Source organism: Klebsiella planticola ATCC 33531 (assembly GCF_000735435.1).
In the GTDB taxonomy this organism is placed as follows: domain Bacteria; phylum Pseudomonadota; class Gammaproteobacteria; order Enterobacterales; family Enterobacteriaceae; genus Klebsiella; species Klebsiella planticola.
Window position 1 is genome coordinate 239,274 of sequence record NZ_JMPP01000067.1, and the last position, 25,391, is coordinate 264,664.

The following is a 25,391-nucleotide window of genomic DNA, read 5'->3' on the forward strand; positions in this document are numbered from 1 at the left end:
GCATGTATAAAACCACGCTATCGGGCCAGGTCTGGCGCTTTGATAGTCTGAAAACGCTGATGGCGAAAGCGTCGCCGGCGCGATCCGGCGATGCGCTGGCGGGCGTGATCGCCGATAGCGCCGAGGAGCGTATGGCGGCAAAAATCGCGCTGGCGGATGTCCCGCTGAGCGAAATTCTGGCCAATCCTCTCATCCCCTATGAACAGGATGAGGTCACCCGGCTGATTATCGACACCCACGATAGCGGTGGATTCGCCGCTATTCGCCACCTGACGGTCGGGGATTTTCGCGACTGGCTGCTGGATGACGCCACCGATACCGCCACCCTACAACGAGTCGCGCGGGCGATAACGCCGGAAATGGCGGCGGCAGTGAGCAAACTGATGCGCAATCAGGATCTGATCCTCGCCGCCAGCAAGTGCCAGGTCATAACTCGTTTTCGCAATACGATCGGGCTACCGGGACATCTTAGCGTGCGCCTGCAGCCTAATCACCCGACGGATGACATGAAGGGCATTGCTGCCAGTATGCTTGACGGCCTGCTGTACGGCGCGGGCGATGCGGTGATCGGCATTAACCCGGCAAGCGACAGTCTGCCGGTGCTGGCGCAGCTCAACCATATGCTCGACGATATTATTCAGCGCTTCGCCATCCCCACCCAGTCCTGCATTCTGACCCACGTCACCAACACCCTGCAGCTGATTGAGCGCGGCGCGCCGGTCGATCTGGTGTTCCAGTCGGTGGCAGGGACCGAGGCGGCCAACAGCGGTTTTGGTATTAATCTGGCCTTACTGCAGGAAGCGCGTGAGGCGGCGCTAAGCCTTAATCGCGGCACCCTCGGCAACAACGTGATGTATTTCGAGACCGGCCAGGGCAGCGCGCTTTCCGCCAACGCCCATCACGGCGTCGATCAGCAGACCTGCGAAGCGCGCGCCTATGCCGTTGCCCGCCATTTTGATCCGCTGCTGGTCAATACGGTGGTCGGTTTTATCGGCCCGGAGTATCTCTACGACGGTAAGCAGATCATCCGCGCCGGTCTGGAGGATCACTTCTGCGGCAAGCTGATGGGGCTGCCGATCGGCTGCGACGTCTGCTACACCAACCACGCCGAAGCGGATCAGGATGATATGGATACGCTGCTGACCCTGCTGTGTACCGCCGGACTGACTTTCTTAATCGGCGTGCCGGGCGCGGACGATATTATGCTCAACTATCAGAGCACCTCCTTTCACGATGCGCTGTACGCCCGTCGTCTGCTTGGCCTGAAACACGCCCCGGAGTTTGCCGCCTGGCTGACAAAAATGCGCATTATCGATCCGGATGGCACCCTGCGTCTGACCGATGCCCGCCATCCGCTGCTGTCCGTCCTGCCGCAAGGAGAACCGGTATGAATCCCCCCGACGCCTGGAACCCGCTGCGTGAATTTACCGATGCGCGCATTGCGCTGGGGCGCAGCGGCGCCAGCCTGCCCACGCGCGAAGTGCTCAACTTTGGTCTGGCTCATGCCAGAGCCCGGGACGCGATTCACCGGCCGTTTGACAGCGAACAGCTGGAACCGGAGCTGGCGGCAATGGGGCTCTCCTCGCTCACGGTCCACAGCGCCGCCGGCGATCGGCATATTTACCTTAACCGTCCGGATCTCGGGCGCCGACTGGATGAGGCCAGCCGCGCCGATCTCGCCGCCAGCGGCGTGCGGCCGGCGGATCTGCTGCTGGTGATTGGCGACGGGCTCTCCTCGTATGCCGTGCATCGTCAGGCTCTGCCGCTGATTCGCGCGCTGCTGCCCTATCTGCACACGCTGGGCATCAGACTTGCGCCGGTCGTGCTTGCCCATCAGTCCCGAGTGGCGTTAGGGGATGATATTGGCGAAACGCTGAAGGCCAGGGCGGTGGCGATATTAATCGGCGAGCGGCCCGGGCTCTCTTCACCGGATAGCCTTGGCGTCTATCTGACCTGGCAACCGCATCGTCAACGGCTGGAGTCGGAGCGTAACTGTATTTCGAATATTCGCCCGGACGGGCTGAGCTATGATGCCGCCGCCTTTAAGCTGGCGTGGCTGCTGGAGCAGGCTTTTTTACGTCGTCTGACCGGCGTACGTCTTAAGGATGAGAGCGATAACCCGGCGCTGCATGGCAGGGTAAAACCGCTGGGGATGCAACAGATTTAAAGCCGCTGGAGGCTGCGGCATGGCATCCCGCTCGCCGCAACCTCCAGCAGCCTCGCGCTACACAAAGCACACCTCGTTCCAGTAGGCTTCACGCGTCCAGCGTCGCTCAGTATGTCTTATCATGACGGAACCACCGTGTTTCAACATTGCCGATATCCACGCCGTAAAGGCTGGCGACTGGCAATATTGCCTCCATCATTCGTTGGGTATCCTGCTGCCCGGCTTCACCGTTAGATAAAAAAGCCAGCCAGCGCGTTAATCGTTGCCATAGTGCTACTTTCATTTTTCCTCCGTCGGGAAGCGATTTGCCTGACCGTATTTCAACCACAGATGGCGCAAGCCTGGAAATATCAATTCCGGGTTTTCAATCCCGGAAGGCGCATATCGCCCCGCCGGTCACGTCGGGGAATACCCATGCATTCTCTAAGTTCTTTTTTGATATAGATAAGAACTTTTTCTTCTTTGCCGGAGACGGTCGGTTTGTGGGAGCGTGATAAGCACAAAACAAAAACAGGGATTCAGGGGAAATAATCATGCGCATTGCAAAAACGAAAATCGCGCTGGCGCTGGGCATTCTGGCGCTGACCGCACAGGCTCAGGCAGACCAACTGGCGGATATCAAAGCCGCCGGCGTGGTGAAAGTCGCCACCTTCGACGCCAACCCGCCGTTTGGTTCCGTCGACCCGAAAACCCACCAGCTGGTGGGTTATGATGTCGATTTCGCCCAGGCGCTGGCAAAATCGCTTGGGGTAAAACTGGAGCTGGTAGCCACCAACCCGGCCAACCGGATTCCGCTGCTGCAATCCGGGAAGGCCGACCTGATCGTCGCCGATATCACCATCACCCCGGAACGCGCACAGGTCATTGATTTTTCTACACCGTATTTTGTCACCGGCCAGCAGTTCCTCGTCCCGGCAAAATCAGCGGACCAGCTCGACAGCTACAGCAAAGCGCGGATCGGCGCGGTCAAAGGCACTACCGGCGAACAGGCGCTGCATCAGCGTTTCCCGCAGTCGCGCGTGCTCTCCTATGACGATATTCCGCTGGCGCTGACCGCCCTGCGTAACGGCAACGTCCAGGCCATCACCCAGGACAGCACCATTCTCGCTGGCCTGCTGGCAGAGGCGCCGGACAAAGCTAACTTTAAAATCATCCCCGATTTGCTGAGCAAAGAGGAGATCGGCGTTGGCGTCAAGAAAGGCGAACCGGCGCTGCTGAAAGCGGTCAATGACGAGCTGGTCAAGCTGGAAAAATCGGGTCAGGCCGCCAAAATCTATGATGTCTGGTTTGGCCCTGCCACCAAAACTCCACAGCCGCGTGCGTTTACCATAGAAGCTAAATAATATGTTATCGGGTCTGTTTTCACGCTCCGCGGCTTCGTCCGCGGATTTTTCGCATTTGCAGCGCGCCAGTATAGAATTTCGCCAGGCGGCAAAACGCTACGGCGACCATCAGGTGCTCAACGGCATCAATCTGCAGGTCGAACCCGGGGAAGTAGTGGCGATCCTCGGGCCGTCAGGATCGGGGAAATCAACGCTGATCCGCCTGATCAATCAGCTCGAATCCCTCAGCGCAGGCGAGATTCTGATCGACGGCAAACCCACTCGCCATCTTACGGACAGTGCGCTGCGTCAGCTACGCAGCCGCGTGGGCTTTGTTTTCCAGCAGTTCAACCTCTATGCCCATCTGACGGCGCAGGAAAATATCACCCTGGCGCTGGAGCGCGTGCACGGCTGGGAAAAAACCGCCGCGCATGAACGCGCGTTGGCGCTGCTGCAACAGGTCGGGCTGGAGGATAAAGCCCGCCAGATGCCGTCCCAGCTCTCCGGCGGCCAGCAGCAGCGCGTGGCCATTGCCCGCGCCCTCGCCTCGTCGCCGCAAATTATTCTTTTCGATGAACCCACCTCGGCGCTCGATCCGGAAATGATCGGCGAAGTGTTGCTGGTCATGAAGAAGCTGGCGCACAGCGGCATTACCATGGTGGTCGTGACGCATGAGATGCAGTTCGCGCGCGAAATTGCCGACCGGGTGGTGTTTATCGACGGCGGCGACATTCTCGAAGTGGCGCCGCCGGCGGACTTTTTCGCCCGGCCACAGCACGACCGCACGCGGCGTTTTCTGCAAAAGGTGCTCAATCCGCTGCACCAGGAGAGTCTCGAGTGAACCCGGTTCTCGACTGGCACGGCGTCCTGAGCGGGCAGCCGCTGCAGTGGATCATCTCCGGCTTTCTGACCACCGTGTGGGTCAGCGTCGCCGGAATAATACTGGCGACCGTGCTGGCCGTTGTGCTGCTGGCGCTGCGCTTAGGCGGCGGTAAAGCGGGCCGCGGGCTGGTGGCCTGCTGGGTCTCGCTGTTTCGCAATACGCCGCTGCTGGTACAGCTGCTGTTCTGGTATTTCGCCGCCTGGAACCTGCTGCCGCTGGCGGCGCGGGATTTCATCAATGACGACCACGCGTGGTCCATTCTGCCGGGTAACATCTGGTGGCTGACCCCGGAGTTTCTCTGCTCGATGTGGGGACTGGGGGTATTTACCTCGGCGTTTCTGGTAGAAGAGATCGCCTCCGGGCTGCGCGCCGTCAGCCACGGTCAGCGCGAAGCCGCTCTTGCGCAAGGTTTTACGCCATGGGGCGAACTGCGTCATATTCTGCTGCCGCAGGGGCTGGCGAACGCCTGGCAACCGATCATCGGCCAGTATCTGAACCTGATGAAGCTCTCGTCGCTGGCCAGCGGCATCGGCTTTGCCGAACTGACCTACCAGGTACGACAAATCGAAAGCTATAACGCCCACGCGCTGGAGGCCTTTGCCGTCGGCACGGTGCTGTATCTGGCGCTTGGGGTGGTGATGGGGATGGCGCTGGCGCGTCTTGGCCCGGGCAAAACCCAGCACAGGAGCGCGCAGCATGAACGCTAATCTGGCGGTGATCGCCGATAACCTCGATTACCTGCTGTGGGGACGGCTGGCGGATGGCATTCCCGGCGGCGTGGCGTTGACCCTGATGATGGCGATCGGCGCCGCGGCGCTGGCGCTTCCTCTCGGCATTCTGCTGGCAGGCGCCGCCTGGCGTTATGGCGGGCTGGTGCGCCGACTGCTGTTCCTGTGGGCGGAGCTGATTCGCGGTATTCCGCTTATTTTCGTCATTTTTTGGCTCTGGTATCTGCTGCCGATGCTCACCGGGAGCGACCTGCCGGGGGCGGTGACGGTCACCCTGGCGCTGGCGTGGTTTACCGCCGCCTCGGTGATGCATTCGGTGCTGGCGGGGTTGCAGTCGTTGTCCGCCGGGCAGTTTGAAGCGGCGCGAACCCAGGGATTTTCTGCCGGGCAAGCGCTGCGTTTCATCCTGCTGCCGCAGGCTCTGCGCAACGTGCAGCCGTCGCTGGTGGGGATTTTTATCAACCTGCTGAAAGACACCTCGCTGGCGTTTATCGTCAACGTGCCGGAGCTCACCACCGTCGCCGGCCAGGTGAACAACCGGGTGCAGATCTACCCGCTGGCGATTTTCGTTTTCACCGGCGCGGTCTATTACCTGCTGTGCTGCGGCCTGAGCCTGCTGGCAAACCGCCGCTTTACCAGGCGTAACGCTGACAGGCGCTACGCAGGCGGGTAAGAAACTGCTGCGCGTTCGCGGTCAATGCCGATTTCTGCGACCACACGGCGCAATACTGCGCCGCCGGCAGCGAGGAAACCGGCAGGGTCACCAGCTTATCCCCGAGCTGGAGCGGGTGACTCATGGCCCGGGCGACAATGGTCAGATAATCCGATTCCAGCACCATGTTGAGGCCGGTGATCACCGAGTCCGTACGCAGCGGGGTGATCGCTACCTGGCGATAAAAATGAATCAGCTCGTTTTGCAGCTGCTGGTAGTAGCCCATCGGCGACTCCGGCAGCAACCATTTCGCCCGCCGTAAGGCCATCAAATCGCTTTCATTCGCCAGCGGATGTCCTTTACGCGCCACCACGCAGAACGGCGCGGTAAACAGCGGCTCGATCATCACCCCTTCCGGCGGCCGCATCGGGTCCACCGAACCGATCGCCAGATCGATTTCGCCGCTGCGCACCCCGGGCAACAGGGAAGAGAGCTGCCCCTCTTTTAGCGTCAGCAACATCTGCGGCAACGCCTGCTTAAACCCCTCCGCCACCGCCGGAAACACCGTCAGCGCGATCAGCGATGAAAAGCCTATCGTCAGGCGGCCGTGGGTCACCTGATTAATTTGTTCAACCTCGTCCGCCGCCCGGCGCAACTCCTCCAGCACCCACTCCGCGCGCTGCGAAAACGCGCTGCCCGCTTCGGTGAGCGTGATCCCCTCTTTGCTGCGCAGCAAAAGTTGCGTGCCGAGGGTCTGCTCCAGCTCACGCAACGTCCGGCTGAGCGCCGGCTGCGACTGGCCCAGTTCTCGTGCCGCCGAACGGATGCTGCCGCTGCGCGCCACCTGCCTTAGCGCCTGCAGATGGCTCACTTTTGGGAGATATTTCACCGCCAGCCCCTATCAGAAAAAAGCATCACCTATAGAAAAATTATATCTTCCCGCCGTTGCAGTAAAGCCCCAGGATGCGGATGGGGTCTCCCGCACACACAACACACTCATGAGACAAAAGGCGGAAACAAAAATGAAAAGTCAGTCTCAAATGATCTTCTTGCTGTTTATTGGCTACGTCTTCGTTTATATCGATAAAACCGTCACCGGCTTCGCGCTGCTGCCGATCGAAAAAGAATTTGGCCTCAACGCCGAACAGCTGGGCTACATCACCGGTATCTTTTTCCTCGCCTACTCCCTGTTCCAGGTCCCGGCGGGCTGGTTGAACGACCGGATTGGCTATAAAACGATGCTGGTACTGTCGCTGTCGGCGCTGGGGATTTTCGCCCTCTGCTTCGGCGCGCTGGGCCTGAGCTTCGGTCTGCTGCTGCTGTTTCGCTTTCTCTCAGGGGTGGGCCATTCCGGCTACCCCTGCTCATGCGCAAAAGCGGTCGTCAGTAATTTCAGCGTCGAAAACCGCACCTTCGCCCAGTCAGTTCTCCTCTCCTCGGCCGGGCTGGCGATGACTATCGGGCCGATTATCGCGGTGAACGCCCTGTCGCTGCTGGGCTGGCACCGCTCCTTTGCCGCTCTCGGAGCGCTGGTTTGCGTCACTGCCGCCCTTATTGCCTGGCGGGTACCGCGCCGCCCGCCGGCTCCCGCAGCGGCGAAGAAGGCAGCCGCCGGCGGCGCGCTGTGGCGTAACCCGACGGTTATCCTGCTGTTTATCTCTATATTCTGCGTCAACATTCCCAGCTACGGCCTGATGGCGTGGCTGCCGAAATTCTTCGTCCAAAGCATGGGAATGTCGCTGTCAGCTTCAGGCTATGTGGTGGCCGCCGGCGGCCTCGGGATCTGGGTTTCATCGCTGGGAACCGGCTGGCTGGTAGGGAAATATTTTCTTCATCGTGAACCGCTGGTGATCGCCGTCAGCGCCCTGCTTAGCGCCGCCGCCATTTTCGCGATTTTTCATGCCGGGACGGCGCTGACCGCCAGCCTGCTGCTGTTCGTCGGCGAGATATTTTTAATGGCCACGTTCGTTACCGCTTTTACCCTGCCGATGAAGCGGCTGCCGGAGAACATCATGGGCTCGGCTATCGGCCTGATTAATACCGGCGGCACCCTTGGCGGCTTTGTTTCGCCGATCGTGATTGGCTATCTGGTGGCGAAAACCCACAGCTATGCCAGCGCGTTCCTGTTTCTGTCACTGGCGATGGTCTGCTCGGCGCTAGCGGTGCTGCCGCTGATGAAACGCAAAACCGTCGCCGGCCTGCCCGTTGCTGATTGAAGGAGAATCTGATGAATCACGCCACCGAACTGCTGATTTCCGCCGCCGCCGAAGAGGCGCTGCGCTGGCGTCGCCACATCCACGCCCACCCGGACCTCTCTTTCCAGGAGAAGCCGACCGCCGATTACATCGCCCGCGAGCTGGCGTCATTTGCCGGGCTGGAGATTAGCCGCCCGCTGGATAATAGCGTGATTGCCGTGCTACGCGGCCCGCATCCGGGGCCGACGTGGGCGCTGCGCGCCGACATTGATGCCCTGCCGCTGCAGGAGGAGAGCGGCGAGAGTTTCTGCTCCACCGTGCCTGGCGTGATGCACGCCTGCGGCCACGACGCCCATACGGCGATGCTGATGGGGGCGGCAAAAGTGCTGTGCCAGCGGCGCGATAACCTGCACGGCAGCATTAAATTTATTTTCCAGCCGGCGGAAGAAGTACCGCCGGGCGGCGCGCGGGAGCTGGTGGAGCTGGGGGTGGTCGACGACGTGGAGCATATTTTCGGTCTGCACGTCTTCCCCACCAGCCCGGTCGGCACCCTGACGCTGAAAGAAGGCGTCTACGTCGCCTCCAGCGACAACTTCGATATCACCATTCGTGGCAAAGGCGGTCATGGCTCAATGCCGCAGCACTGTATCGACCCGGTTACCATCGGTGCGGAAATGGTCGGGGCATTGCAGCAGATCGTAGCGCGCAATATCGATCCGGGTACGGCGCCGGTATTGACCATCGCCACCTTCCAGGCCGGTGACAGCTACAACGTCATCCCTGACAGCGCCCGCCTGGCCGGCACGCTGCGTACCCATAACCAGCAGGTCCGCGAAGCGGTGCCGCAGCTGATGTCACGCATCATTGACGGGATTGCCGCCGCCCACGGCGCGAGCTGCGACATTCGCTGGCAGCAGGGTTACGCCGTCGGTCACAACCACGACAGCACCAACGCCATCGCCCGCGCCGCCATCGAACGCCACTTCCCGGCGGGGACCCTGAAGCTGGAGGATCGAGCGCTGTTTGGCAGCGAAGACTTCTCCTCCTACCAGGAAAAGGTTCCCGGTACCTTCCTGTTTATCGGCTGCGGTAACAAGGAAAAAGGGGCCATCTGGAACGTGCATAATCCGCATTTCCGCATCGACGAAGATGCCCTGGCCATCGGTATCAAAACCCACATAGCGCTGGTCAGCCCGTTGCTGAATGACGAATAAAGGGCTTTTTGCGCATCTGGCGCGCTACGCCAGATGCGGCTTCCACCGCTTTTCCCCCGCGCTATCGCCGGCGCAATAATCTCGCCATTCACCGTTTTTTCGTCTTACCGTCATCTAACGATCACATAAAACGCCATTAATAGTGCCCAGTTTAATGATGAATCTGGACGCTCTTATGAATAGTTCTCTTGCCGCGGTAACCGACACCGATTATCCGCATTTTGGTCAGCCGAATACCGCCCGGCAGCGGAAAGTCTTAAGCGTGCGCAACCTGAATAAGTCTTACAGTGCGCAGCAAACCGTACTCGATAACATCAGTTTTGATCTCCATGCCGGCGAACTGGTGGGGGTGATCGGCCGTTCTGGTGCCGGTAAGTCGACCCTGCTGCATGTGCTGAACGGCACCCACAGCGCCACCGGTGGTGAGATCCTCAGTTACCCTGAAGTGGGCATGCCGCACGATGTGGCGAAGCTAAAAGGCCGCGCGCTGAACGCCTGGCGCAGCAAGTGCGGCATGATTTTCCAGGACTTCTGCCTGGTGCCGCGTCTTGACGTGTTAACCAACGTGCTGCTGGGCCGGCTGAGCCAGACTTCAACGCTGAAATCCCTGTTTAAGATCTTCCCTGACGCCGACCGGGCGCGCGCCATCTCGCTGCTGGAGTGGATGAATATGCTGCCGCATGCCCTGCAGCGGGCCGAAAATCTCTCCGGCGGGCAGATGCAGCGCGTGGCGATTTGTCGCGCGCTAATGCAGAACCCCGGTATTTTGCTGGCCGATGAGCCGGTCGCCTCTCTCGATCCGAAAAACACACAGCGCATCATGAACGTACTGCGCGAAATCAGCGAACAGGGCATCAGCGTGATGGTGAACCTGCACTCGGTGGAACTGGTGAAAGAGTATTGCACGCGGGTTATTGGCGTAGCGAAGGGCAACATTATTTTTGACGACCATCCCTTACAGCTGACTCAGGATATTCTGCATCAGCTGTACGGGGATGAAATTAGCCAATTGCATTAATTTCCACTCACACGGACAAGATAATGAAACAATACATCACTGGTGCAGTTCGTATATCCGCCGCGGTCGCGGGAATGATGATGGCATGGCAGGCAGGCGCTGCAGAGCAGCCAAAAGAATTAAACCTGGGGATCCTGGGGGGCCAGAACGCCACTCAGCAAATTGGTGATAACCAGTGTGTAAAACAGTTTCTCGACAAAGAGCTGAACGTCGATACCAAATTACGCAACTCCTCTGACTATTCCGGCGTTATTCAGGGTCTGCTGGGCGGTAAAGTCGACGTCGTGCTGAGTATGTCGCCTTCGTCTTACGCTTCGGTTTATATCAATAACCCGAAAGCGGTGGATATTGTCGGTATCGCCGTGGATGATAAAGATCAGTCCCGCGGCTACCACTCGGTGGTGATTGTCAAAGCCGACAGCCCGTATAAATCGTTAGACGATCTGAAAGGCAAAGCCTTCGGCTTCGCCGATCCGGACTCCACTTCCGGCTATCTGATCCCGAACCACGCCTTCAAACAGAAATTCGGCGGCACTTCAGATAACAAATACAACAACTTCTTCTCCAGCGTGACCTTCTCTGGCGGTCACGAGCAGGACATCCTGGGCGTGCTGAACGGCCAGTTCGCGGGGGCGGTCACCTGGACTTCGATGGTCGGCGACTACAACAGCGGCTATAGCGTCGGTGCCTTCAACCGCCTGATTCGTATGGATCACCCGGATCTGATGAAGCAGATCCGCATCATCTGGCAATCGCCGCTGATCCCCAACGGGCCAATCCTGGTCAGCAACGCGCTGCCGGCTGACTTTAAAGCCAAAGTCATCAGCGCGATCAAAAAGCTGGATACCGACGACCATGCCTGCTTTGTGAAAGCCATGGGCGGTACTCAGCATATCGGCCCGGGCAGCGTGGCTGACTTCCAGCAGATTATCGATATGAAACGCGAGCTGGTCAGCGCCCGTTAATCCCGCCCCAACGCCGCCTCCGCGTAGGCCCGCGTGAGGCGGCGGCATACTGAAGACCCATCGACGTATGAATATGCCGAATACCGAATTTGAACGTTATTACCAGCAGGTACGAGCGCGACAAAAGCGCGATACCTTTAGCTGGTCTGTGCTCCTGCTGGTACTTTATTTCGCCGCCGGCAGCGCCGCGGAATTTAATCTCTTCACTATCTGGCGCTCTCTGCCGAATTTTCTCGATTACATGTTTGAGACGCTGCCGACGCTCCACGTCAGCGCTCTGTTCGCCGATGTCCACACCAAAGGCTCGCTGGCCTACTGGGGCTATCGTCTGCCGATTCAACTGCCGCTGATCTGGGAAACATTACAGCTGGCGCTGGCTTCCACGCTGATTGCGGTGGTCATTGCGACGCTGCTGGCGTTCCTCGCCGCTAATAACGCCTGGTCACCGCCGCCGCTGCGTTTCGCCATCCGCGTGGTGGTGGCATTTTTACGCACCATGCCGGAGCTGGCGTGGGCGGTGATTTTCGTGATGGCCTTCGGCATCGGCGCCATTCCCGGATTTCTGGCCCTGATGCTGCATACCATCGGCAGCCTGACCAAGCTGTTTTACGAAGCGGTGGAAAGCGCGCAGGACAAACCGGTACGCGGCCTGATGGCCTGCGGGGCTTCACCGATCCAGCGCATTCGCTTCGCGCTGTGGCCGCAGGTCAAACCGATTTTTCTCTCCTACGGCTTTATGCGTCTGGAGATTAACTTTCGCTCGTCAACCATTCTTGGGCTGGTGGGCGCCGGCGGGATCGGTCAGGAACTGATGACCAACATCAAGCTGGATCGTTACGATCAGGTCAGCATCACGCTGCTGCTGATCATCATCGTGGTGTCGCTGCTGGATATGCTGTCCGGCCGCCTGCGACAGTGGGTTCTTGAGGGCAAAAAATGAGTCAATGGCAAAGCCAACCGGATGTCGCCGCCAGCCGCCGCCAGCATCGACAACTGTATCAAGCCCAGGGGCGCTATTTGCGCTTCGTCGGTCTGCTGACGCTGGCGGGCTTACTTTACTACGTCTGGTTTTTTAGCCAGTTTGGCATCAGCGGCGAACAGCTCACCAGCGGCCTGCAGCAAATTAGCCGCTATCTGCTGCGGATGTTCGTCTGGCACGACTTTTTCAACTGGCCGTTTGCCTACTACTTCACGCAAATCGGCATCACTCTGGCGATTGTCTTCGTCGGGACTCTGACCGCCACGGTGATTGCGCTGCTGCTCTCTTTCCTCGCGGCACGTAACATTATGCGCGGGTTGATTCCCGGATTTATCGCTCTGTTAATGCGCCGTCTGTTTGACGTGCTGCGCGGCATTGATATGGCCATCTGGGGGCTGATTTTTGTCCGCGCCGTGGGCCTCGGGCCGCTGGCCGGGGTGCTGGCGATTATTATGCAGGATACCGGACTGCTTGGGCGGCTGTATGCCGAAGGACATGAGGCGGTTGACCGCTCACCGGGGCGCGGGCTGACCGCCGTGGGCGCCAACGGCTTGCAGAAGCACCGCTTCGGCATTTTTACCCAGTCTTTCCCGACGTTTCTGGCGCTGAGCCTGTATCAGATTGAGTCGAATACCCGCTCCGCCGCAGTGTTAGGCTTCGTCGGCGCCGGCGGTATCGGCCTGATTTATGCGGAAAACATGCGCCTGTGGAACTGGGACGTGGTGATGTTTATCACCCTGTTGCTGGTGATCGTGGTCATGGCGATGGATACGCTCTCGGCATGGTTACGCCGCCGCTATATTGGCGGCAACGTGGTGCCCTTGTTCAAAGCGGAGTAACCCGTTCCCCGGTCGCGCTGCGTTTACCGGGGCTACGGCTTCTGCGGTCCTGGGGACCTGCTCAGAGCCGCCATTCCAGCACCGGCCAGTTGTGGCTGGCATTCACCGCCGCCAGCTGCGGACACGGGTTAACCAGCCGGACATGGTCAGCATGCAGACACAGCGGCAGATCATTTATCGAATCGGTATAGAAGGTCACCTCGCCGCTCTCGTGCGGCCAGGCTTTCTGCCACGCCGCCAGCCGCACGACCTTTCCCTGCTGGTAGCTTGGCGTACCGGCAATCACTCCGCTATAGCCGCCGTCGGCCATCTCCACGTCGATACCTAACGCCTGCTCAATCCCCAACGCCGAGGCCACCGCCTGCACCAGCAGGCTAACCGAGGCCGAAATCACCAGCATCTGTTCGCCTTGCGCCCGCAGGGTTTGCAGCAGATCCCACGCCTGCGGATAGACGCGCGGCATAATATCCTGCTGCACGCAGCGCGCCACCAGCGCATCGACCTCCGCCTTCGGCACGCCGATGAGCGGCGCCTGGATTAAGGCAACGTAGTCGGCGATATTCATTTCGCCGCGATCGTAATCGTCCATCAACATCGCCTCCCGCGCCAGATACGCCGGATCGCTCACCCACCCTTCCCGCACCAGGAACCGGCTCCATACCGTGCTGCTGTCGCCCTTAATCAAGGTATTATCCAGATCGAAAATCGTCAGATTTTTGGACATTGTTCATTTTCCCTAATCAGCAAAATTGGCTCGCCAGAGCATGCTTAACCAAGATGACAGGAGAATGACTCGCCTGCGCACCGGACAAAGGGTAGCAAAAAGAGAGGAAAAACGGGGCAGATTAGCGGATCGGCGGCGATATGCCGCGCACCGTGGCGGCATAAATGTCGCCCTTCGGCTATCCCTGAAAGATCATCACCAGCAGTACCGCTATCAGCAGCAGCGGGTAAATCCGCGCGTGCCAGCGATCCGGCAGACGTGTCAGCCAACGGGCAGCTAACCGCAGCCCCAGCCAGCTCCCGGCGACCAGCAACGCCGCGGCCGACAGCCAGATATGGCCCAAAAATCCTGCCGGCAGCCCTGCGGGCGACACGCCGCTCATCGCCACCCACGTGGCGGTAGCGCTCGCCGACAGCGGCAGCGTCAGCAAATTGGCCGTGGCCGCCGCTTCCGGCATCGTCGCGCCACGACGACGCATTAACGGAACGGTCATGACGCTTCCGCCGACGCCAAGAAACGACGCAATCAGGCCAATCACACCGCCCGTCGTCAGCTCGCGCGCGGCAGCCGGCGCAGAACGCCGGACGCCAGGGGCCATAAAACCCGGACGAAAATAGCAGTCGAGAATGGTCACCAGCAGATAGCCGACGAACAGCCAGCGAAGCCACCGCCCGTTCGCCGAGAGCGCCAGCAACGCCCCGGCGATCCCCCCGAGGGCAATGCCCACGAACATCATCCGCAGAGGACGCCAGCGCAGCGTTCCACCGCGAAGATGGCGCCAGGTTGCCAGCAGCGCTGCACAGAGCATCACCAGCGCAGAGGTGGCTACCGCAATGTGCATCGCCTGCCCGCCGACATCGCTCTGCGCGCCCCACACTGCGGTCACCAGAAACGAGATCAGCGGTACGGTGACAAAACCGCCGCCAAAACCAAACAGCCAGGTCGTGACGCCACACGCTACACCGCAGATAAAAAGCCAGCCTATCATTCGATTCTCCTCCGTTCAGAGTCATCACGATATAGAATAGCGACATGGCTGACTTACGATTAAAAGCCATCATCTTACGATTTTCAGCCAGAAGGATGTGTCATGCGCAATATTGCGGTGAACGATGTCGATGACCTCCCGCGCCGGGTGCTGGCGCTGGGCAGCGATTACCCGGCGAATACGCAGCTGGAGCGCCACAGCCATCGCCGGGCGCAGTTTCTCTATGCCATGAACGGACTGATGAAGGTGGAGACGGATGACGGGCAGTGGCTGGTTCCCCCCTACAGCGGCGTGTGGATCCCGGCCACCCGTCCGCATCGGGTACTGATGCCGGGGGTCAGCACCCACAGCCTGTACATCGAACCGGATGCGGCGCCGCGTGCCGGAGAACGCTGCGAGGTGTTGCAGGTCTCTCCCCTGTTACATCAGCTGCTGCTGAGCGCCTGCCAGCTACCGCTGCTTTACCACGAAGACGGACATGATGGCGCATTAATCGAACTGGTTTTGCATGAGCTGAAAGCCGCCTCTCCGCTACCGATGTTTACCCCACTTCCGCAAAGTGCGCCGCTGGTTGCGCTATGCAGCGACTTTCTGCGCCAGCCGGATATTCACAGCACGCCGGAACAGTGGGCCGCCAGGCTGAATAAAAGCGCCCGGACTTTTCATCGCCTGTTTCGCCAGCAGACCGGCATGGCATTTCGCGACTGGCGCCAGCAGGCCTGCGTGATGTACGCCCTGACGGCGCTGCGGGAAGGCAGAACCATTACCGACGTGGCGCTCAGCCTGGGATATGAACATCCGGCGGCCTTTACCAGCATGTTTCGTAAAACGATCGGCCAGGCGCCCACCGCGTTTGTCCGCCAGATGAACGGCGGCCCGGTCTGACGCCGCAGCCGCGCCCTATCCAGACGGAGTCACAGCACCGCGCTCTGCAGCCAGTCCAGCAGGCTTTCCACGGAAAGGTCCGCCGGGGCCCGCGCCGTCGGCTGACCCGATTTCACCATCAGCAGCGCAGGTAAACCACGGACCCCCAGCGCTGTCGCCAGTTGCTGATGGCGATCGGCATCGAGATAGCGTGTCTCCAGCGCCACCAGGTGGTTCGAGAGACTCGCATGACCCAGCAGCTGCCACAGCTTACGGCAGTGGACGCAGCGTTCAGCGCCGACGAACAACAGCAGCGGAGATTCAGACTCGCCGGAGAGCTCGCTTTCCGCGTTCAGCGGCGTGAAGCGGCTCTCCGCCACGCGGAACAGTTTCGGACTGCGGCGCAGGGTGTCGTTGTCAGTCGCTACGCACAGCGCATCGGCGCTCTTACTGTAGGGCTGCACGCCGGCGACGCGCACCACGCTCTGCGCCGGACCTGCCGCTGCGGCGCCGGGCTGGCGTAAAGTCCGCACGTCAACCGCCGCAATCGGCACTTCGGACGGCCGCGCCAGCTGCGGGATCCAGGCATACGGAATACGATAGGCGCGGTAAACCATGTTGTTATTCAAGGTATTGCCCCAGAATGGCGAAATATACTCCCAGACGATTTCGTGGTCGCGGGTCACTTCAAAAATGCGGCCGTTGGAGCCTTCGTTGATGAGGGTATTGCCGTTTTCCAGGCGCTGCATATTGCTGATATACGGGCTATAGAACCGATACGAGTCGGTTGGCTGCGGGAGATCCGCCTCATACGGCGAGTAGCGCCATTCGATATCGAGCGTCACCGGGTTGATCTCGAGGATCCGCGAATAGTCGCGCCAGGCGTTTTTCACCCCGTCCGCCGACGCCGGATTGGGGGCGCCGTACCCGGCCCAGCCGCCGTTATCAAAGATCAGAATATTGCCCGCCCCGGGTAATCCCTGGGGGATCATATGCGCGTGGTGCTGGCCGATAATCCACCCCAGATGCTTCAACCGCGGCGTGCTGTAGTCCGGGCCAAGCTGCCAGACAATCTTACCGCTCTGTTTATCAATGATGGCGATGATATTGGATTCGCGGGCATCCCAGATGATGTTGTCAGGATGGAAGCGCGCATCGCCGGCGTCATACCATTTGTTTGGTCCCAGCGCCGACATGGAGTTGATGTGCATCCAGTCGCCCATCCCGCCGCCGCTGGCGCGCATATTGGGGTTATTGCGCAGCGCCGCGCGCGCCGCCTCGTCAAAGCCCAGCTCGTGGAAATGATCGCTGCAGCGCCATTCCCACACCACATTGCCCTGCCAGTCGACCTCAATAATGGTGTCATCAAGCAGCAGCTTATCGGAAATCTCTTCATTCACCAGGTTGGTGTGGGCCAGAATTAAGGTGTTGCCGCCGTCAACCTGCGGCTCAAGCCCCGGGGCGTAATAGCCCACCGGATTCCCGGCGCGCTGATAATCATGGTGCGCGCGCGCCATCCAGCGCGGCGCGTGACCCGGGTCGCTCACCTGTTCATAGCGGTCAAATTTCCAGGTGATATTGCCTTCCCAGTCCACCTGAATCAGGTCGAGCATATCCTGCATCCCGTAGCGGGGATCGCGTTCGCCGCTGTGGCCCAGGATCGCCCCCCCGGGCAGGATTTTATTCGGAAAGCCGTGCAGTTCGGGCCATTCGCGGACCACGTTGCCATTCATATCGACCAGAATCGCCCCGCGTTCAGTGGCCTGAAAAACGGTATAGCCGCTCCACGCGCGCTGCGGATCGTAGAGCGTGGCGCCGGTCGGGTAGACGGAAGGATGTCCCATGTTGTCACTCCTTAAATAGTCAAATCAGGCACAAGTAATCAAGGTACGAATCTGCCGGCAGGCGGCGGAGAACGACTCATCATCGCGCTGTCGCGGATGGGGCAACGCCAGCGTCACCACCTCACGAATCCGTCCCGGACGGGGAGAGAGCACCACCACCCGGTCGGCCAGCGCCACCGCCTCTTCCACATCGTGAGTCACCAGCAGCGTGGTGGTCCCCGTGCGGCGATGAATATGCAGCAGCTCCTGCTGCAGGGTATGGCGCGTCAGGGCATCCAGCGCGCCGAAAGGCTCATCGAGCATCAGAATTTGCGGCCGGGCGATCAGCCCGCGGGCAATCGCTACCCGCTGGGCCATCCCGCCGGAAAGCCGGGATGGCAGCGCATGGGCGAACTCCTGTAGCTGCACGCGCTCCAGCATCGCCAGCGCGCGCTGGCGCTTCACCCCACGACTCAGCTTTTCATCCGCGAGGCCCAGCATCACGTTGTCGATCACCGTCAGCCACGGAAACAGCCGCGGCTCCTGAAAGACAATGCCGCGCTCTTTGCCCACGCCGCGTACCGGCTCGCCGTTAACGCGGATTTCCCCCTGCGTCACCGGCTCCAGGCCAATCAACATCCGCAGCAGCGTGGACTTGCCGCAGCCGCTGCTACCCACCAGCACCACCAGCTCGCCGGCGGCGATATCGAGGCTGAAGTTTTGCAGTGCCGTCACCTGTTGCCAGGATTTATGCACATGGCGAAAAGAGACCAGGGTCGAGTCGGTCATCGTTGCTCCCGTTGGCGCCAGCGGGTGGCGCGAGATTCCAGTAAACGTCCGGCTTTATCCAGCGCGGCGCCGGTGATACCAATCAGCACCATGCCGCAGAGAATGGTCGGCATATCCAGCAGCTGCTGGGCGTTGATCATCAGGCTGCCGATACCGGTCCCGGAGGACATGAAATATTCCGCGCCGATGTTGCCCAGCCACGCATAAATCAACGCCAGGCGCAGACCGGCAAATATGCCCGGCGCCGCCCCCGGTAAAATCAGCGTCCGCAGGCGGGTCAACGGGCCAAAGCGCAGCACCTTCGCCACTTCATCAAGCTGCGGATCGCGCTGGCTGACGGCCTGCAAGGTGCTAAAAAACATCGGGAAGAAAGAAGCCAGGGCGATAAACACGATTTTGCCGCCGTTATCGTTGCCCACCCACGCGGTCAGCAGCGGCAGCCAGGCAAAGAGCGCGATATGGCGCAGGACGTTCAGCGTCGGGGTCAATATCTGCCCGGCTCGCGGGCGCAGGGCCAGCAGCAACCCGCACAGCAGCCCGATAGCGATCCCCAGCGCGCCGCCGGCAAAGGCCCGTCCGAGACTGGCCAGCATCGCGGCGGGCAGCTCGCCGCTGGCCGCTCCGGCCATAAAGCGCTGCGCCACCGCCAGCGGCGAGGAGAATAACGTGCTGTCGATCCAGCCCCAGCCGCTGGCCAGTTGCCACAGCGCCAGCAGGATCAGCGGCAGCTGGAATGCATGCCAGCTGGCCTGCGGCTTCCAGGCCAACCGCCCGGTAGCGGGCTGCGGCCAGAAGACCAGCCGGGCATAGACCCGGTTGGTCGCCCACTCCATCAACAGCCCGCTCAGCCCGACCACCGCGATGGTGACGAAGACAATATCCAGCTGAAACAGCTGGCGGCCCCAGACCATCAGGTAGCCGATCCCTTCAGACGAGGCCAGCAGCTCGACAACAATCAGCGACACCCAGGCCTGAGATAACGCCAGCCGTAGGCCGGTAAACCAGCCCGGCAGGCTCGCGGGAATCACCAGCCAGCGCAGCCGCTGCCAGCGGGAAAAATTCATCACCTGCGCCGCTTCCCCCAGCGCTGGCGAGACGCTGGTGACCGCCAGTTGCGTATGGATGGTCATCGGGACAAGGGTGGTTTTGACGATAACCGCCAGCTTCAGGCCGTTATCGATGCCAAACAGCACCATAAACAGCGGGATCCAGCCCAGGGTGGGGATCTGCGCGAGGGCATAAAATAGCGGTTCTATCCGCTGAGCCGCGGCCGGTACGAGACCAAACAACGCCCCCAGCAGGGTACCCGCCGCCACGCCCAGCAGCAGCCCGACGGCCAGGTGCTCAAGGCTAAACCCCCATTGCGCCAGCAGATCGCCGCTGAGAAGCGACAGCGCGGTATCGGCGACGACCGCCGGGGCGGGCAGGATCTGCTCCGGCATCCAGCGCTTTACGGCGGCGATGTGCCACAGCAGCGCGATCAGCGCCGGCAGCAGCAGGGGCCAGCCGTTTAGCCTGATAGCAGGCAAGGAGTACCTGCGTCTTTTCAAGATCATCTGCGACATAGCGGTCCGTTTTGAGTGAAATCATCACCCTATAAAACCGTCCTCACCGTCTGTCGTCATTGCGTTTGCTGAATAATCCCGATGCAACAAATGCATCTCAGCCTGGCGGACAGGCGGGCTCTGATTTAGCTTATTTTTGCCTTTGCTCTGCGAATAAAAGCATTTAACAGTACGCGGTGAGCCTCTTTAGGGTGAGAAAAAACTCAGGGAGTCACCACCAATGATGAAAGCTATTTTTACCCGTACGGCGCTGGCGCTGGTCGCCGTGGTCACGCTGATGGCCAGCGCGCAGGCCGAGAGTCTGCGAACCATTCGCATTGGCGTGCCGGATCAAAGTGCCGGCAGCAAACCGTTTATTGAAGGGCCGGTCGGGATGGCGTTTATCCGTCATCAGCTGGAGGCGGTGTTTAAACCACAGGGCGTGGAGGTGCAGTGGCAGTTCTTTAAGGGCGCCGGCCCGGCGGTGAATGAAGCGCTGGCCAACCGGCAGCTCGATTTTGTCTATCTCGGCGATCTGGCGGCGATTATCGGCAAAGCCAACGGTCTGCCAACCCGTCTGCTGCTGGGCAGCCGCGGGTCGGAGTCCTACCTCGCGGTCACCAGAGCATCGGCGATTAAACAGCTGGCAGATCTGAAAGGGAAACGCGTGGCAGTGTATCGCGGTACCGCAGACCAGCTGGCCTTCGATCGCGCTTTGCAGACCGTCGGACTTAGCGAACGCAATATGCAGGTCATTAATCTGGACTGGAGCGCCGGGAAAGCCGCGCTGGCCGCCGGTCGCGTGGATGCGGTATGGGGAGGCGTCTCGCTGCTGGCGCTGCGCGGCGATAAGATTGACGTGGTGGTGAAAAGCGGTGATTCAGGCCGCCAGAATACCACCCAGGCGGGGTTTCTCGGAACTCAGGACTTTATTCAGGCCTGGCCGCAGGCTACCCAGCAAGTTATTGACGTGCTGGTGAAAAACGCGGCGGAAATCAGCAACCCGGCGAATCGCGAGGCCTGGTCGGCGGAGATGGCGCAGCAGAGCCAGATTCCACAGGCGCTGTTCCTTGAGGATCTGCAGCCGCAGGATCTCAACTTCAGCACTTCGCCGCGCATCGACCCCTTCCTGGCCGACAGCTTCAGCAGCAGCGTCGAGCAGGCCAAAACCGGTCGCCTCATTCGCAACGCCTTTGCGGTGACGCAGTGGGCAGACGGGCAGTTTGTCGAACGGGCGCTGAAGACTCTGCAGCTGGAAAACCACTGGCCGCAGTATGATAGCCAGGGCCAGGCGGCGGACGCCGGCTAAGCCCCCTCCTCCTGCGCCAGCAGAGGGATCTGATGCTGGCGGTCGGTATGCAGGATAATATCGATAAACCTGGCGACCAGCGGCGAAAGCGCGGCATGAACCGGGGAGATCACCGCAAAGCGGGTCTGCATCAGCCGCCACTCTTCCGGGAGGTTGCTGAGCTCCAGCTTCACCAGCCGATGGCTGTGCTGGCACAGGGCGAAGCCGTCTTCGCTGGCAAAGCTTATCGCCTGAGTGTGCGCCAGCGTCGACAGCAAGGCGTAGACGTGATCGCATTGAATCGCCGGGGTGAAATCCTGCTGCTGGCTGAGCGTTGCCAGCACTTTTCGCACCCCCGGAGGCAGATAGGGCGCGGCAAAGGGGTAGCGCAGCATCTCCTCAATAGCCACCGGCCCGCTCTGCGCCAGGGGATGGTCGGCATGACAGATGAAGAAACAGCGCTGCGGGCTGAGCGGCTGGACCCGCAGCTGCGGATCCAGCTCCGCATGCCAGCTGTCGGCCACCACGAAGGGAAACTGCTGGGTCGTCAGCGCGTGATGCAGGGCAAACCAGTTATCGACCTGAAAACGCACCCTCGCCTGCGGTAGACGGCGATGAAACTCACCGATGGCCGCCGGGATCAGGCGCGCCGCTGGCGCCGGGCCGCAACCGAACGCCACTTCGCCATTTTCGCTATCGTCCGTTTCTCCCAGCAGGCTGCTCAGCTCAATGTTTAGCTCCTGGAAACGGCGGGCGTAAGGCAGCAGCGTTTGCCCGTGTCGCGTCAGCGTCGGCAGCTTATTCTGCCGGTCGAATAAGGGATGGCCGACGCTCAGCTCCAGCGACTGAATACTGCGGCTGAAGGCCGATTGCGACAGGCATACCGCCTCGGCGGCGCGGTGAAAACTACCGTATTCAACCAACGCGACAAAGTTGCGCAGCTGGCGAAAATCGAGATGCATAAGCTTGCCTCACAGGGACCTGGAGCGGACAAAGTACTGGACGCCGCCCCCGGCGCGCAATGGCCGGATGATGAGGATCTTTCACCTTCCGCGAAGAGAAGAGAGTCATTAACATCAGATGCGTCTTATATGCGATCGCGAAATAGTGTTTCATGGTGAAATAATTTATTAACAAGCGACACCACAGATTTTTCTCTTATATTTAACTGGAGCAATGAAAAACGTGAAGTAACAAGTTTACTCTACGTAAGGTTTCGTAAATTTTTCAGTGAACCATTCTGACAATATGGCGGATACGCTATAAATACCCACGGCCCATTCCCCCTCACGAAAAATAACGATATGACGCCTAAACTTGCTCACGCTTTATTATTGGTGCCTTTTTTAATTTTGGCAGGATGCTCATCTTCATCTAAACATCCGCCAAAAACCGCCGCCAAACACCAATACGCCCCGATCGATAGCGGATCTGACGATCTGATTCCGGTGGTTGCCGCCCTGCACGATCAAATGCACACCTGGCACGGCACCCCCTATGAATGGGGCGGTACCGAGCAAAGCGGCGTCGACTGTTCCGGCTTCGTCTGGCGAACGCTCAAGGACCGCTTCAATTTGCCCATGGAGCGCGTAACAACGAGCGATCTCCTGCATATGGGCGTCCGCGTCAGCAAGCAGCAGCTCCGTCCGGGGGATCTGGTATTCTTCCGTATTCGTGGCGGGATGCACGTCGGTTTCTATGACACCGAGCACAACTTCCTGCACGCTTCCAGCAGCCAGGGCGTCATGCGCTCCTCGCTGGACAACCCTTACTGGAACTCGGTCTTCTACCAGGCGCGTCGCCTGCCGAAAGAATATAACGCGCAGATCACCATGAATAGCGACCATCAGCACCTGGCTAAAAATCATTAATCCTTTTCAATAAAAAACCGCAGCAATAACGCTGCGGTTTTTTGTTCAGCCTGCTAACCGCCGCGGGAGTCTCCTGCGGCGGTCGCGGATTAGAACTGGTAAGTCATACCCAGAGCGACGATGTCGTCATTGTTGATAGCGAGTTTATTATCGCTGTTCAGCTGGTTGATTTTATAATCAACAAAGGCGTTCATGTTTTTGTTGAAGTAATAAGTCAGACCCACGTCGATGTAGTTCACCAAGTCCTCGTTACCAACGCCTTCAATATCTTTGCCTTTTGACAGCACATAGCCCAGGGACGGACGCAGGCCGAAGTCGAACTGGTACTGAGCAACGGCTTCAAAGTTCTGCGTTTTATTGGCAAAACCACCGCTGATTGGCGTCATCTTGCGGGTTTCAGAATACATAGTGGCCAGATAAATATTGTTGGCGTCATATTTCAGACCGGTCGCCCAGGCTTCCGCTTTTTTACCCACACCGCGCGCCAGCAGGTTCTGGTCATTGGTACGGTCAGAGCTGGTATAGGCCGCGCTGATGGCAAAATCGCTGCCGCCGAAGTCATAGCTTAACGAGGTGCCGAAGCCGTCGCCGTTCTGTTTTTTCGCTTCGCGGCCTTCGTTTTTGCCCTGATATTGCAGAGTCATATCCAGGCCATCCACCACGCCGAAGAAATCGGTATTGCGGTAGGTTGCCAGACCGCTGGCACGCTTGGTCATGAAGTTGTCGGTCTGTGCGGAAGAGTCGCCGCCGAATTCCGGGAACATATCGGTCCAGGCTTCAACGTCATACAGGGCGCCGAGGTTACGACCATAATCGAAAGAACCGTAGTTTTTCAATTTCAGGCCGGCAAAGGCCAGACGGGTTTTCTGGGTGGAGTCGCTTTCCGTTTTGTTACCGGAGAATTCAGATTCCCAACGACCGTAGCCGGTCAGCTGGTCATTAATCTGGGTCTCGCCTTTGATGCCGAAACGGACATAGGTCTGGTCGCCATCTTTACTGTCATAGTCGCTGATGTAGTGCATCGCTTTGACTTTGCCATACACGTCCAGTTTGTTGCCGTCTTTATTATAAACTTCTGCTGCCTGTGTAGCTGAAGAAGCGACAAGACCCATCATCATTAATGCCAGTGAGCTCTTTTTCATTATTCAGTCCTGGTGATTTATTTATACGCGCTAATCAATTCCGGGCGAAGGCCCCGTGAAAAACAGGAGGTTTTTTAACGCTCCGATATTAAAAATTTATGACAATGTGGAACTTTTTATAAAAAAGAGTGTTTAGATGTTTCCGTCATAAATTTGTCATCGTGTTACGCCACAATGCCCGATCTCGCGCAATAAAGTGGCTCGCCCAATACGCCAGGTGTTGGCAAGCGGCCTGAGTCCTGTTACAACATCAGCTCGATATCGATATTCCTTTTGAACGGCAGAGAATCATGAGTGATAGCCAGACGCTGGTGGTAAAACTGGGCACCAGTGTTTTAACGGGCGGATCCCGTCGCCTGAACCGCGCCCATATCGTCGAATTAGTGCGTCAATGCGCACAGCTGCACGCAATGGGCCACCGTATTGTCATTGTGACCTCCGGGGCCATTGCCGCCGGGCGTGAGCACCTCGGCTACCCGGAACTGCCCGCGACCATTGCGTCGAAACAGCTTCTGGCTGCGGTCGGACAGAGCCGTCTGATCCAGCTGTGGGAACAGCTGTTTTCCATTTATGGTATTCACGTCGGCCAGATGCTGCTGACCCGTGCGGATATGGAAGATCGCGAGCGCTTCCTCAACGCCCGCGATACCCTGCGCGCGCTGCTCGATAACAACATCGTGCCGGTCATTAACGAAAATGACGCCGTGGCGACCGCCGAGATTAAAGTCGGCGATAACGACAATCTCTCCGCGCTGGCGGCGATCCTTGCCGGCGCCGATAAGCTGCTGCTGCTGACCGACCAGCCGGGTCTGTTCACCGCCGACCCGCGCAATAACCCGCAGGCAGAGCTGATCAAAGATGTCTACGGCATTGATGATGCCCTGCGCGCCATCGCCGGCGATAGCGTTTCCGGCCTGGGCACCGGCGGTATGGGAACCAAGCTGCAGGCCGCCGATGTCGCCTGTCGTGCCGGTATCGACACTATTATTGCCGCCGGCAACCGTCCCGGCGTGATTGCCGATGTGATGGAGAGCGTGTCGGTCGGTACCCGCTTCCACGCGCAGGAATCGCCGCTGGAGAACCGCAAACGCTGGATCTTCGGTGCCCCGCCGGCGGGTGAAATTAGCGTGGATGCCGGCGCCACCCAGGCGATTCTGGAACGCGGCAGCTCCCTGCTGCCAAAAGGCATCAAAACCGTCACCGGTAACTTTTCCCGCGGTGAAGTTATCCGCATCCGCAATAGCGAAGGTCGCGATATTGCCCACGGCGTCAGCCGCTATAACAGCGATGCGCTGCGCCTGATTGCCGGCCAGCACTCGCAGCAGATTGATGCCATTCTGGGCTATGAATACGGCCCGGTTGCCGTCCATCGTGACGATATGATTATCCGTTAAGG

25 protein-coding genes are annotated in these 25,391 nt (G+C 59.6%); 16 read left to right on the forward strand and 9 right to left on the reverse strand.

Annotated elements, in window-relative coordinates:
• Window positions 1-2 precede the first annotated feature (2 nt).
• Window positions 3-1,391 (forward strand): ethanolamine ammonia-lyase subunit EutB, encoded by a 1,389-nt coding sequence (locus GRPL_RS01095; protein ID WP_032689317.1) that lies wholly within the window; start codon window positions 3-5, stop codon window positions 1,389-1,391.
• Complete coding sequence (gene eutC, locus GRPL_RS01090; RefSeq protein WP_032700714.1) at window positions 1,388-2,167, forward strand: ethanolamine ammonia-lyase subunit EutC; 780 nt, start codon at window positions 1,388-1,390, stop codon at window positions 2,165-2,167. Before GRPL_RS01095 ends, eutC begins: the two co-directional genes overlap by 4 nt.
• 106 nt (window positions 2,168-2,273) lie before the next feature.
• Here eutC and GRPL_RS28130 read toward each other — a convergent pair whose 3' ends face one another.
• Window positions 2,274-2,450, reverse strand: a complete 177-nt coding sequence (locus GRPL_RS28130; protein ID WP_015585065.1) for a hypothetical protein — start codon at window positions 2,448-2,450, stop codon at window positions 2,274-2,276.
• A gap of 250 nt (window positions 2,451-2,700) precedes the next feature.
• On the opposite strand from GRPL_RS28130, the gene GRPL_RS01080 reads away from it, so the two are divergent.
• Genes GRPL_RS01080 through GRPL_RS01065 form a run of 4 tightly spaced genes read left to right on the forward strand, consistent with a single transcriptional unit; the run spans window position 2,701 to window position 5,773 of the window.
• Window positions 2,701-3,510, forward strand: a complete 810-nt coding sequence (locus GRPL_RS01080; protein ID WP_032696582.1) for an ABC transporter substrate-binding protein — start codon at window positions 2,701-2,703, stop codon at window positions 3,508-3,510.
• A gap of 1 nt (window position 3,511) precedes the next feature.
• Window positions 3,512-4,330, forward strand: a complete 819-nt coding sequence (locus GRPL_RS01075) for an amino acid ABC transporter ATP-binding protein (RefSeq protein WP_032696583.1) — start codon at window positions 3,512-3,514, stop codon at window positions 4,328-4,330.
• On the forward strand, window positions 4,327-5,079 hold the full coding sequence (locus GRPL_RS01070) for an amino acid ABC transporter permease (protein ID WP_032700715.1): 753 nt from the start codon (window positions 4,327-4,329) through the stop codon (window positions 5,077-5,079). The genes GRPL_RS01075 and GRPL_RS01070 overlap by 4 nt, the downstream gene beginning before the upstream one ends.
• Window positions 5,069-5,773, forward strand: a complete 705-nt coding sequence (locus tag GRPL_RS01065; protein ID WP_032689326.1) for an amino acid ABC transporter permease — start codon at window positions 5,069-5,071, stop codon at window positions 5,771-5,773. Before GRPL_RS01070 ends, GRPL_RS01065 begins: the two co-directional genes overlap by 11 nt.
• Here GRPL_RS01065 and GRPL_RS01060 read toward each other — a convergent pair.
• On the reverse strand, window positions 5,733-6,641 hold the full coding sequence (locus GRPL_RS01060) for a LysR substrate-binding domain-containing protein (RefSeq protein ID WP_032689327.1): 909 nt from the start codon (window positions 6,639-6,641) through the stop codon (window positions 5,733-5,735). The genes GRPL_RS01065 and GRPL_RS01060 overlap by 41 nt on opposite strands.
• Window positions 6,642-6,774: 133 nt before the next feature.
• Here GRPL_RS01060 and GRPL_RS01055 point away from each other — a divergent pair, with 133 nt between their 5' ends.
• From GRPL_RS01055 to phnE (GRPL_RS01030), 6 genes are all read left to right on the forward strand, one after another.
• Window positions 6,775-7,968, forward strand: coding sequence for an MFS transporter (locus GRPL_RS01055; RefSeq protein ID WP_032700716.1), 1,194 nt, complete (start codon window positions 6,775-6,777; stop codon window positions 7,966-7,968).
• 11 nt (window positions 7,969-7,979) lie between these two features.
• The gene (locus GRPL_RS01050) at window positions 7,980-9,161 is read left to right on the forward strand and encodes an amidohydrolase (protein WP_046853049.1); all 1,182 of its coding nucleotides are present in this window, start codon (window positions 7,980-7,982) and stop codon (window positions 9,159-9,161) included.
• A gap of 175 nt (window positions 9,162-9,336) precedes the next feature.
• Window positions 9,337-10,179, forward strand: a complete 843-nt coding sequence (phnC, locus tag GRPL_RS01045) for a phosphonate ABC transporter ATP-binding protein (protein ID WP_032689391.1) — start codon at window positions 9,337-9,339, stop codon at window positions 10,177-10,179.
• A gap of 23 nt (window positions 10,180-10,202) precedes the next feature.
• A complete protein-coding gene (phnD, locus tag GRPL_RS01040; RefSeq protein WP_032696585.1) occupies window positions 10,203-11,144 on the forward strand; it encodes a phosphonate ABC transporter substrate-binding protein in 942 nt (313 codons plus the stop codon).
• 67 nt (window positions 11,145-11,211) lie between these two features.
• Complete coding sequence (gene phnE, locus GRPL_RS01035) at window positions 11,212-12,084, forward strand: phosphonate ABC transporter, permease protein PhnE (protein ID WP_032689330.1); 873 nt, start codon at window positions 11,212-11,214, stop codon at window positions 12,082-12,084.
• Window positions 12,081-12,962, forward strand: a complete 882-nt coding sequence (gene phnE, locus GRPL_RS01030; RefSeq protein ID WP_032700717.1) for a phosphonate ABC transporter, permease protein PhnE — start codon at window positions 12,081-12,083, stop codon at window positions 12,960-12,962. Before phnE (GRPL_RS01035) ends, phnE (GRPL_RS01030) begins: the two co-directional genes overlap by 4 nt.
• 61 nt (window positions 12,963-13,023) lie before the next feature.
• Here phnE (GRPL_RS01030) and GRPL_RS01025 read toward each other — a convergent pair whose 3' ends face one another.
• Both GRPL_RS01025 and GRPL_RS01020 read right to left on the reverse strand, forming a co-directional pair.
• Window positions 13,024-13,686, reverse strand: a complete 663-nt coding sequence (locus GRPL_RS01025; protein ID WP_032696588.1) for an HAD family hydrolase — start codon at window positions 13,684-13,686, stop codon at window positions 13,024-13,026.
• A gap of 178 nt (window positions 13,687-13,864) precedes the next feature.
• A complete protein-coding gene (locus GRPL_RS01020) occupies window positions 13,865-14,674 on the reverse strand; it encodes a sulfite exporter TauE/SafE family protein (RefSeq protein ID WP_032700718.1) in 810 nt (269 codons plus the stop codon).
• 102 nt (window positions 14,675-14,776) lie between these two features.
• Between GRPL_RS01020 and GRPL_RS01015 the strand changes: the two genes are divergently transcribed.
• On the forward strand, window positions 14,777-15,559 hold the full coding sequence (locus GRPL_RS01015; RefSeq protein WP_032689333.1) for an AraC family transcriptional regulator: 783 nt from the start codon (window positions 14,777-14,779) through the stop codon (window positions 15,557-15,559).
• 29 nt (window positions 15,560-15,588) lie between these two features.
• On the opposite strand, the gene GRPL_RS01010 is transcribed toward GRPL_RS01015, so the two are convergent.
• The 3 genes from GRPL_RS01010 to GRPL_RS01000 are packed head-to-tail and all read right to left on the reverse strand — an operon-like array spanning window position 15,589 to window position 19,715.
• Window positions 15,589-17,382 (reverse strand): aryl-sulfate sulfotransferase, encoded by a 1,794-nt coding sequence (locus tag GRPL_RS01010; RefSeq protein ID WP_032700719.1) that lies wholly within the window; start codon window positions 17,380-17,382, stop codon window positions 15,589-15,591.
• Between the two features lie 24 nt (window positions 17,383-17,406).
• On the reverse strand, window positions 17,407-18,150 hold the full coding sequence (locus tag GRPL_RS01005) for an ABC transporter ATP-binding protein (RefSeq protein WP_032689335.1): 744 nt from the start codon (window positions 18,148-18,150) through the stop codon (window positions 17,407-17,409).
• Window positions 18,147-19,715 (reverse strand): ABC transporter permease, encoded by a 1,569-nt coding sequence (locus GRPL_RS01000; RefSeq protein WP_032700720.1) that lies wholly within the window; start codon window positions 19,713-19,715, stop codon window positions 18,147-18,149. Before GRPL_RS01000 ends, GRPL_RS01005 begins: the two co-directional genes overlap by 4 nt.
• 220 nt (window positions 19,716-19,935) lie before the next feature.
• Between GRPL_RS01000 and GRPL_RS00995 the strand changes: the two genes are divergently transcribed.
• Complete coding sequence (locus GRPL_RS00995; protein WP_032700721.1) at window positions 19,936-21,003, forward strand: ABC transporter substrate-binding protein; 1,068 nt, start codon at window positions 19,936-19,938, stop codon at window positions 21,001-21,003.
• On the opposite strand, the gene GRPL_RS00990 is transcribed toward GRPL_RS00995, so the two are convergent.
• Window positions 21,000-21,944: a LysR family transcriptional regulator gene (locus GRPL_RS00990; protein ID WP_032696594.1), complete on the reverse strand. Its 945-nt coding sequence runs from the start codon at window positions 21,942-21,944 to the stop codon at window positions 21,000-21,002. The genes GRPL_RS00995 and GRPL_RS00990 overlap by 4 nt on opposite strands.
• 342 nt (window positions 21,945-22,286) lie before the next feature.
• Between GRPL_RS00990 and GRPL_RS00985 the strand changes: the two genes are divergently transcribed.
• Window positions 22,287-22,853 carry a C40 family peptidase gene (locus GRPL_RS00985; protein ID WP_032689339.1) on the forward strand — a complete coding sequence of 189 codons (567 nt, stop codon included), beginning with the start codon at window positions 22,287-22,289 and terminating at the stop codon, window positions 22,851-22,853.
• 89 nt (window positions 22,854-22,942) lie between these two features.
• Here GRPL_RS00985 and phoE read toward each other — a convergent pair whose 3' ends face one another.
• Window positions 22,943-23,995 carry a phosphoporin PhoE gene (gene phoE / locus GRPL_RS00980; protein ID WP_032689340.1) on the reverse strand — a complete coding sequence of 351 codons (1,053 nt, stop codon included), beginning with the start codon at window positions 23,993-23,995 and terminating at the stop codon, window positions 22,943-22,945.
• 290 nt (window positions 23,996-24,285) lie between these two features.
• Between phoE and proB the strand changes: the two genes are divergently transcribed.
• Entirely contained in the window at window positions 24,286-25,389 is a 1,104-nt protein-coding gene (gene proB / locus GRPL_RS00975; RefSeq protein WP_004858334.1) for a glutamate 5-kinase, read from the forward strand.
• Window positions 25,390-25,391 lie beyond the last annotated feature (2 nt).

Excerpts from the sequence above, each read along its gene's own strand:
- GRPL_RS01095 (WP_032689317.1), top strand. The coding sequence starts at position 3 with ATGTATAAAACCACGCTATCGGGCCAGGTCTGGCGCTTTGATAGTCTG.
- eutC (WP_032700714.1), top strand. The coding sequence starts at position 1,388 with ATGAATCCCCCCGACGCCTGGAACCCGCTGCGTGAATTTACCGATGCG.
- GRPL_RS28130 (WP_015585065.1), bottom strand. The coding sequence starts at position 2,450 with ATGAAAGTAGCACTATGGCAACGATTAACGCGCTGGCTGGCTTTTTTA.
- GRPL_RS01080 (WP_032696582.1), top strand. The coding sequence starts at position 2,701 with ATGCGCATTGCAAAAACGAAAATCGCGCTGGCGCTGGGCATTCTGGCG.
- GRPL_RS01075 (WP_032696583.1), top strand. The coding sequence starts at position 3,512 with ATGTTATCGGGTCTGTTTTCACGCTCCGCGGCTTCGTCCGCGGATTTT.
- GRPL_RS01065 (WP_032689326.1), top strand. The coding sequence starts at position 5,069 with ATGAACGCTAATCTGGCGGTGATCGCCGATAACCTCGATTACCTGCTG.
- GRPL_RS01055 (WP_032700716.1), top strand. The coding sequence starts at position 6,775 with ATGAAAAGTCAGTCTCAAATGATCTTCTTGCTGTTTATTGGCTACGTC.
- GRPL_RS01050 (WP_046853049.1), top strand. The coding sequence starts at position 7,980 with ATGAATCACGCCACCGAACTGCTGATTTCCGCCGCCGCCGAAGAGGCG.
- phnC (WP_032689391.1), top strand. The coding sequence starts at position 9,337 with ATGAATAGTTCTCTTGCCGCGGTAACCGACACCGATTATCCGCATTTT.
- phnD (WP_032696585.1), top strand. The coding sequence starts at position 10,203 with ATGAAACAATACATCACTGGTGCAGTTCGTATATCCGCCGCGGTCGCG.
- phnE (WP_032689330.1), top strand. The coding sequence starts at position 11,212 with ATGAATATGCCGAATACCGAATTTGAACGTTATTACCAGCAGGTACGA.
- phnE (WP_032700717.1), top strand. The coding sequence starts at position 12,081 with ATGAGTCAATGGCAAAGCCAACCGGATGTCGCCGCCAGCCGCCGCCAG.
- GRPL_RS01025 (WP_032696588.1), bottom strand. The coding sequence starts at position 13,686 with ATGTCCAAAAATCTGACGATTTTCGATCTGGATAATACCTTGATTAAG.
- GRPL_RS01020 (WP_032700718.1), bottom strand. The coding sequence starts at position 14,674 with ATGATAGGCTGGCTTTTTATCTGCGGTGTAGCGTGTGGCGTCACGACC.
- GRPL_RS01015 (WP_032689333.1), top strand. The coding sequence starts at position 14,777 with ATGCGCAATATTGCGGTGAACGATGTCGATGACCTCCCGCGCCGGGTG.
- GRPL_RS01010 (WP_032700719.1), bottom strand. The coding sequence starts at position 17,382 with ATGGGACATCCTTCCGTCTACCCGACCGGCGCCACGCTCTACGATCCG.
- GRPL_RS01005 (WP_032689335.1), bottom strand. The coding sequence starts at position 18,150 with ATGACCGACTCGACCCTGGTCTCTTTTCGCCATGTGCATAAATCCTGG.
- GRPL_RS01000 (WP_032700720.1), bottom strand. The coding sequence starts at position 19,715 with ATGTCGCAGATGATCTTGAAAAGACGCAGGTACTCCTTGCCTGCTATC.
- GRPL_RS00995 (WP_032700721.1), top strand. The coding sequence starts at position 19,936 with ATGATGAAAGCTATTTTTACCCGTACGGCGCTGGCGCTGGTCGCCGTG.
- GRPL_RS00990 (WP_032696594.1), bottom strand. The coding sequence starts at position 21,944 with ATGCATCTCGATTTTCGCCAGCTGCGCAACTTTGTCGCGTTGGTTGAA.
- GRPL_RS00985 (WP_032689339.1), top strand. The coding sequence starts at position 22,287 with ATGACGCCTAAACTTGCTCACGCTTTATTATTGGTGCCTTTTTTAATT.
- phoE (WP_032689340.1), bottom strand. The coding sequence starts at position 23,995 with ATGAAAAAGAGCTCACTGGCATTAATGATGATGGGTCTTGTCGCTTCT.
- proB (WP_004858334.1), top strand. The coding sequence starts at position 24,286 with ATGAGTGATAGCCAGACGCTGGTGGTAAAACTGGGCACCAGTGTTTTA.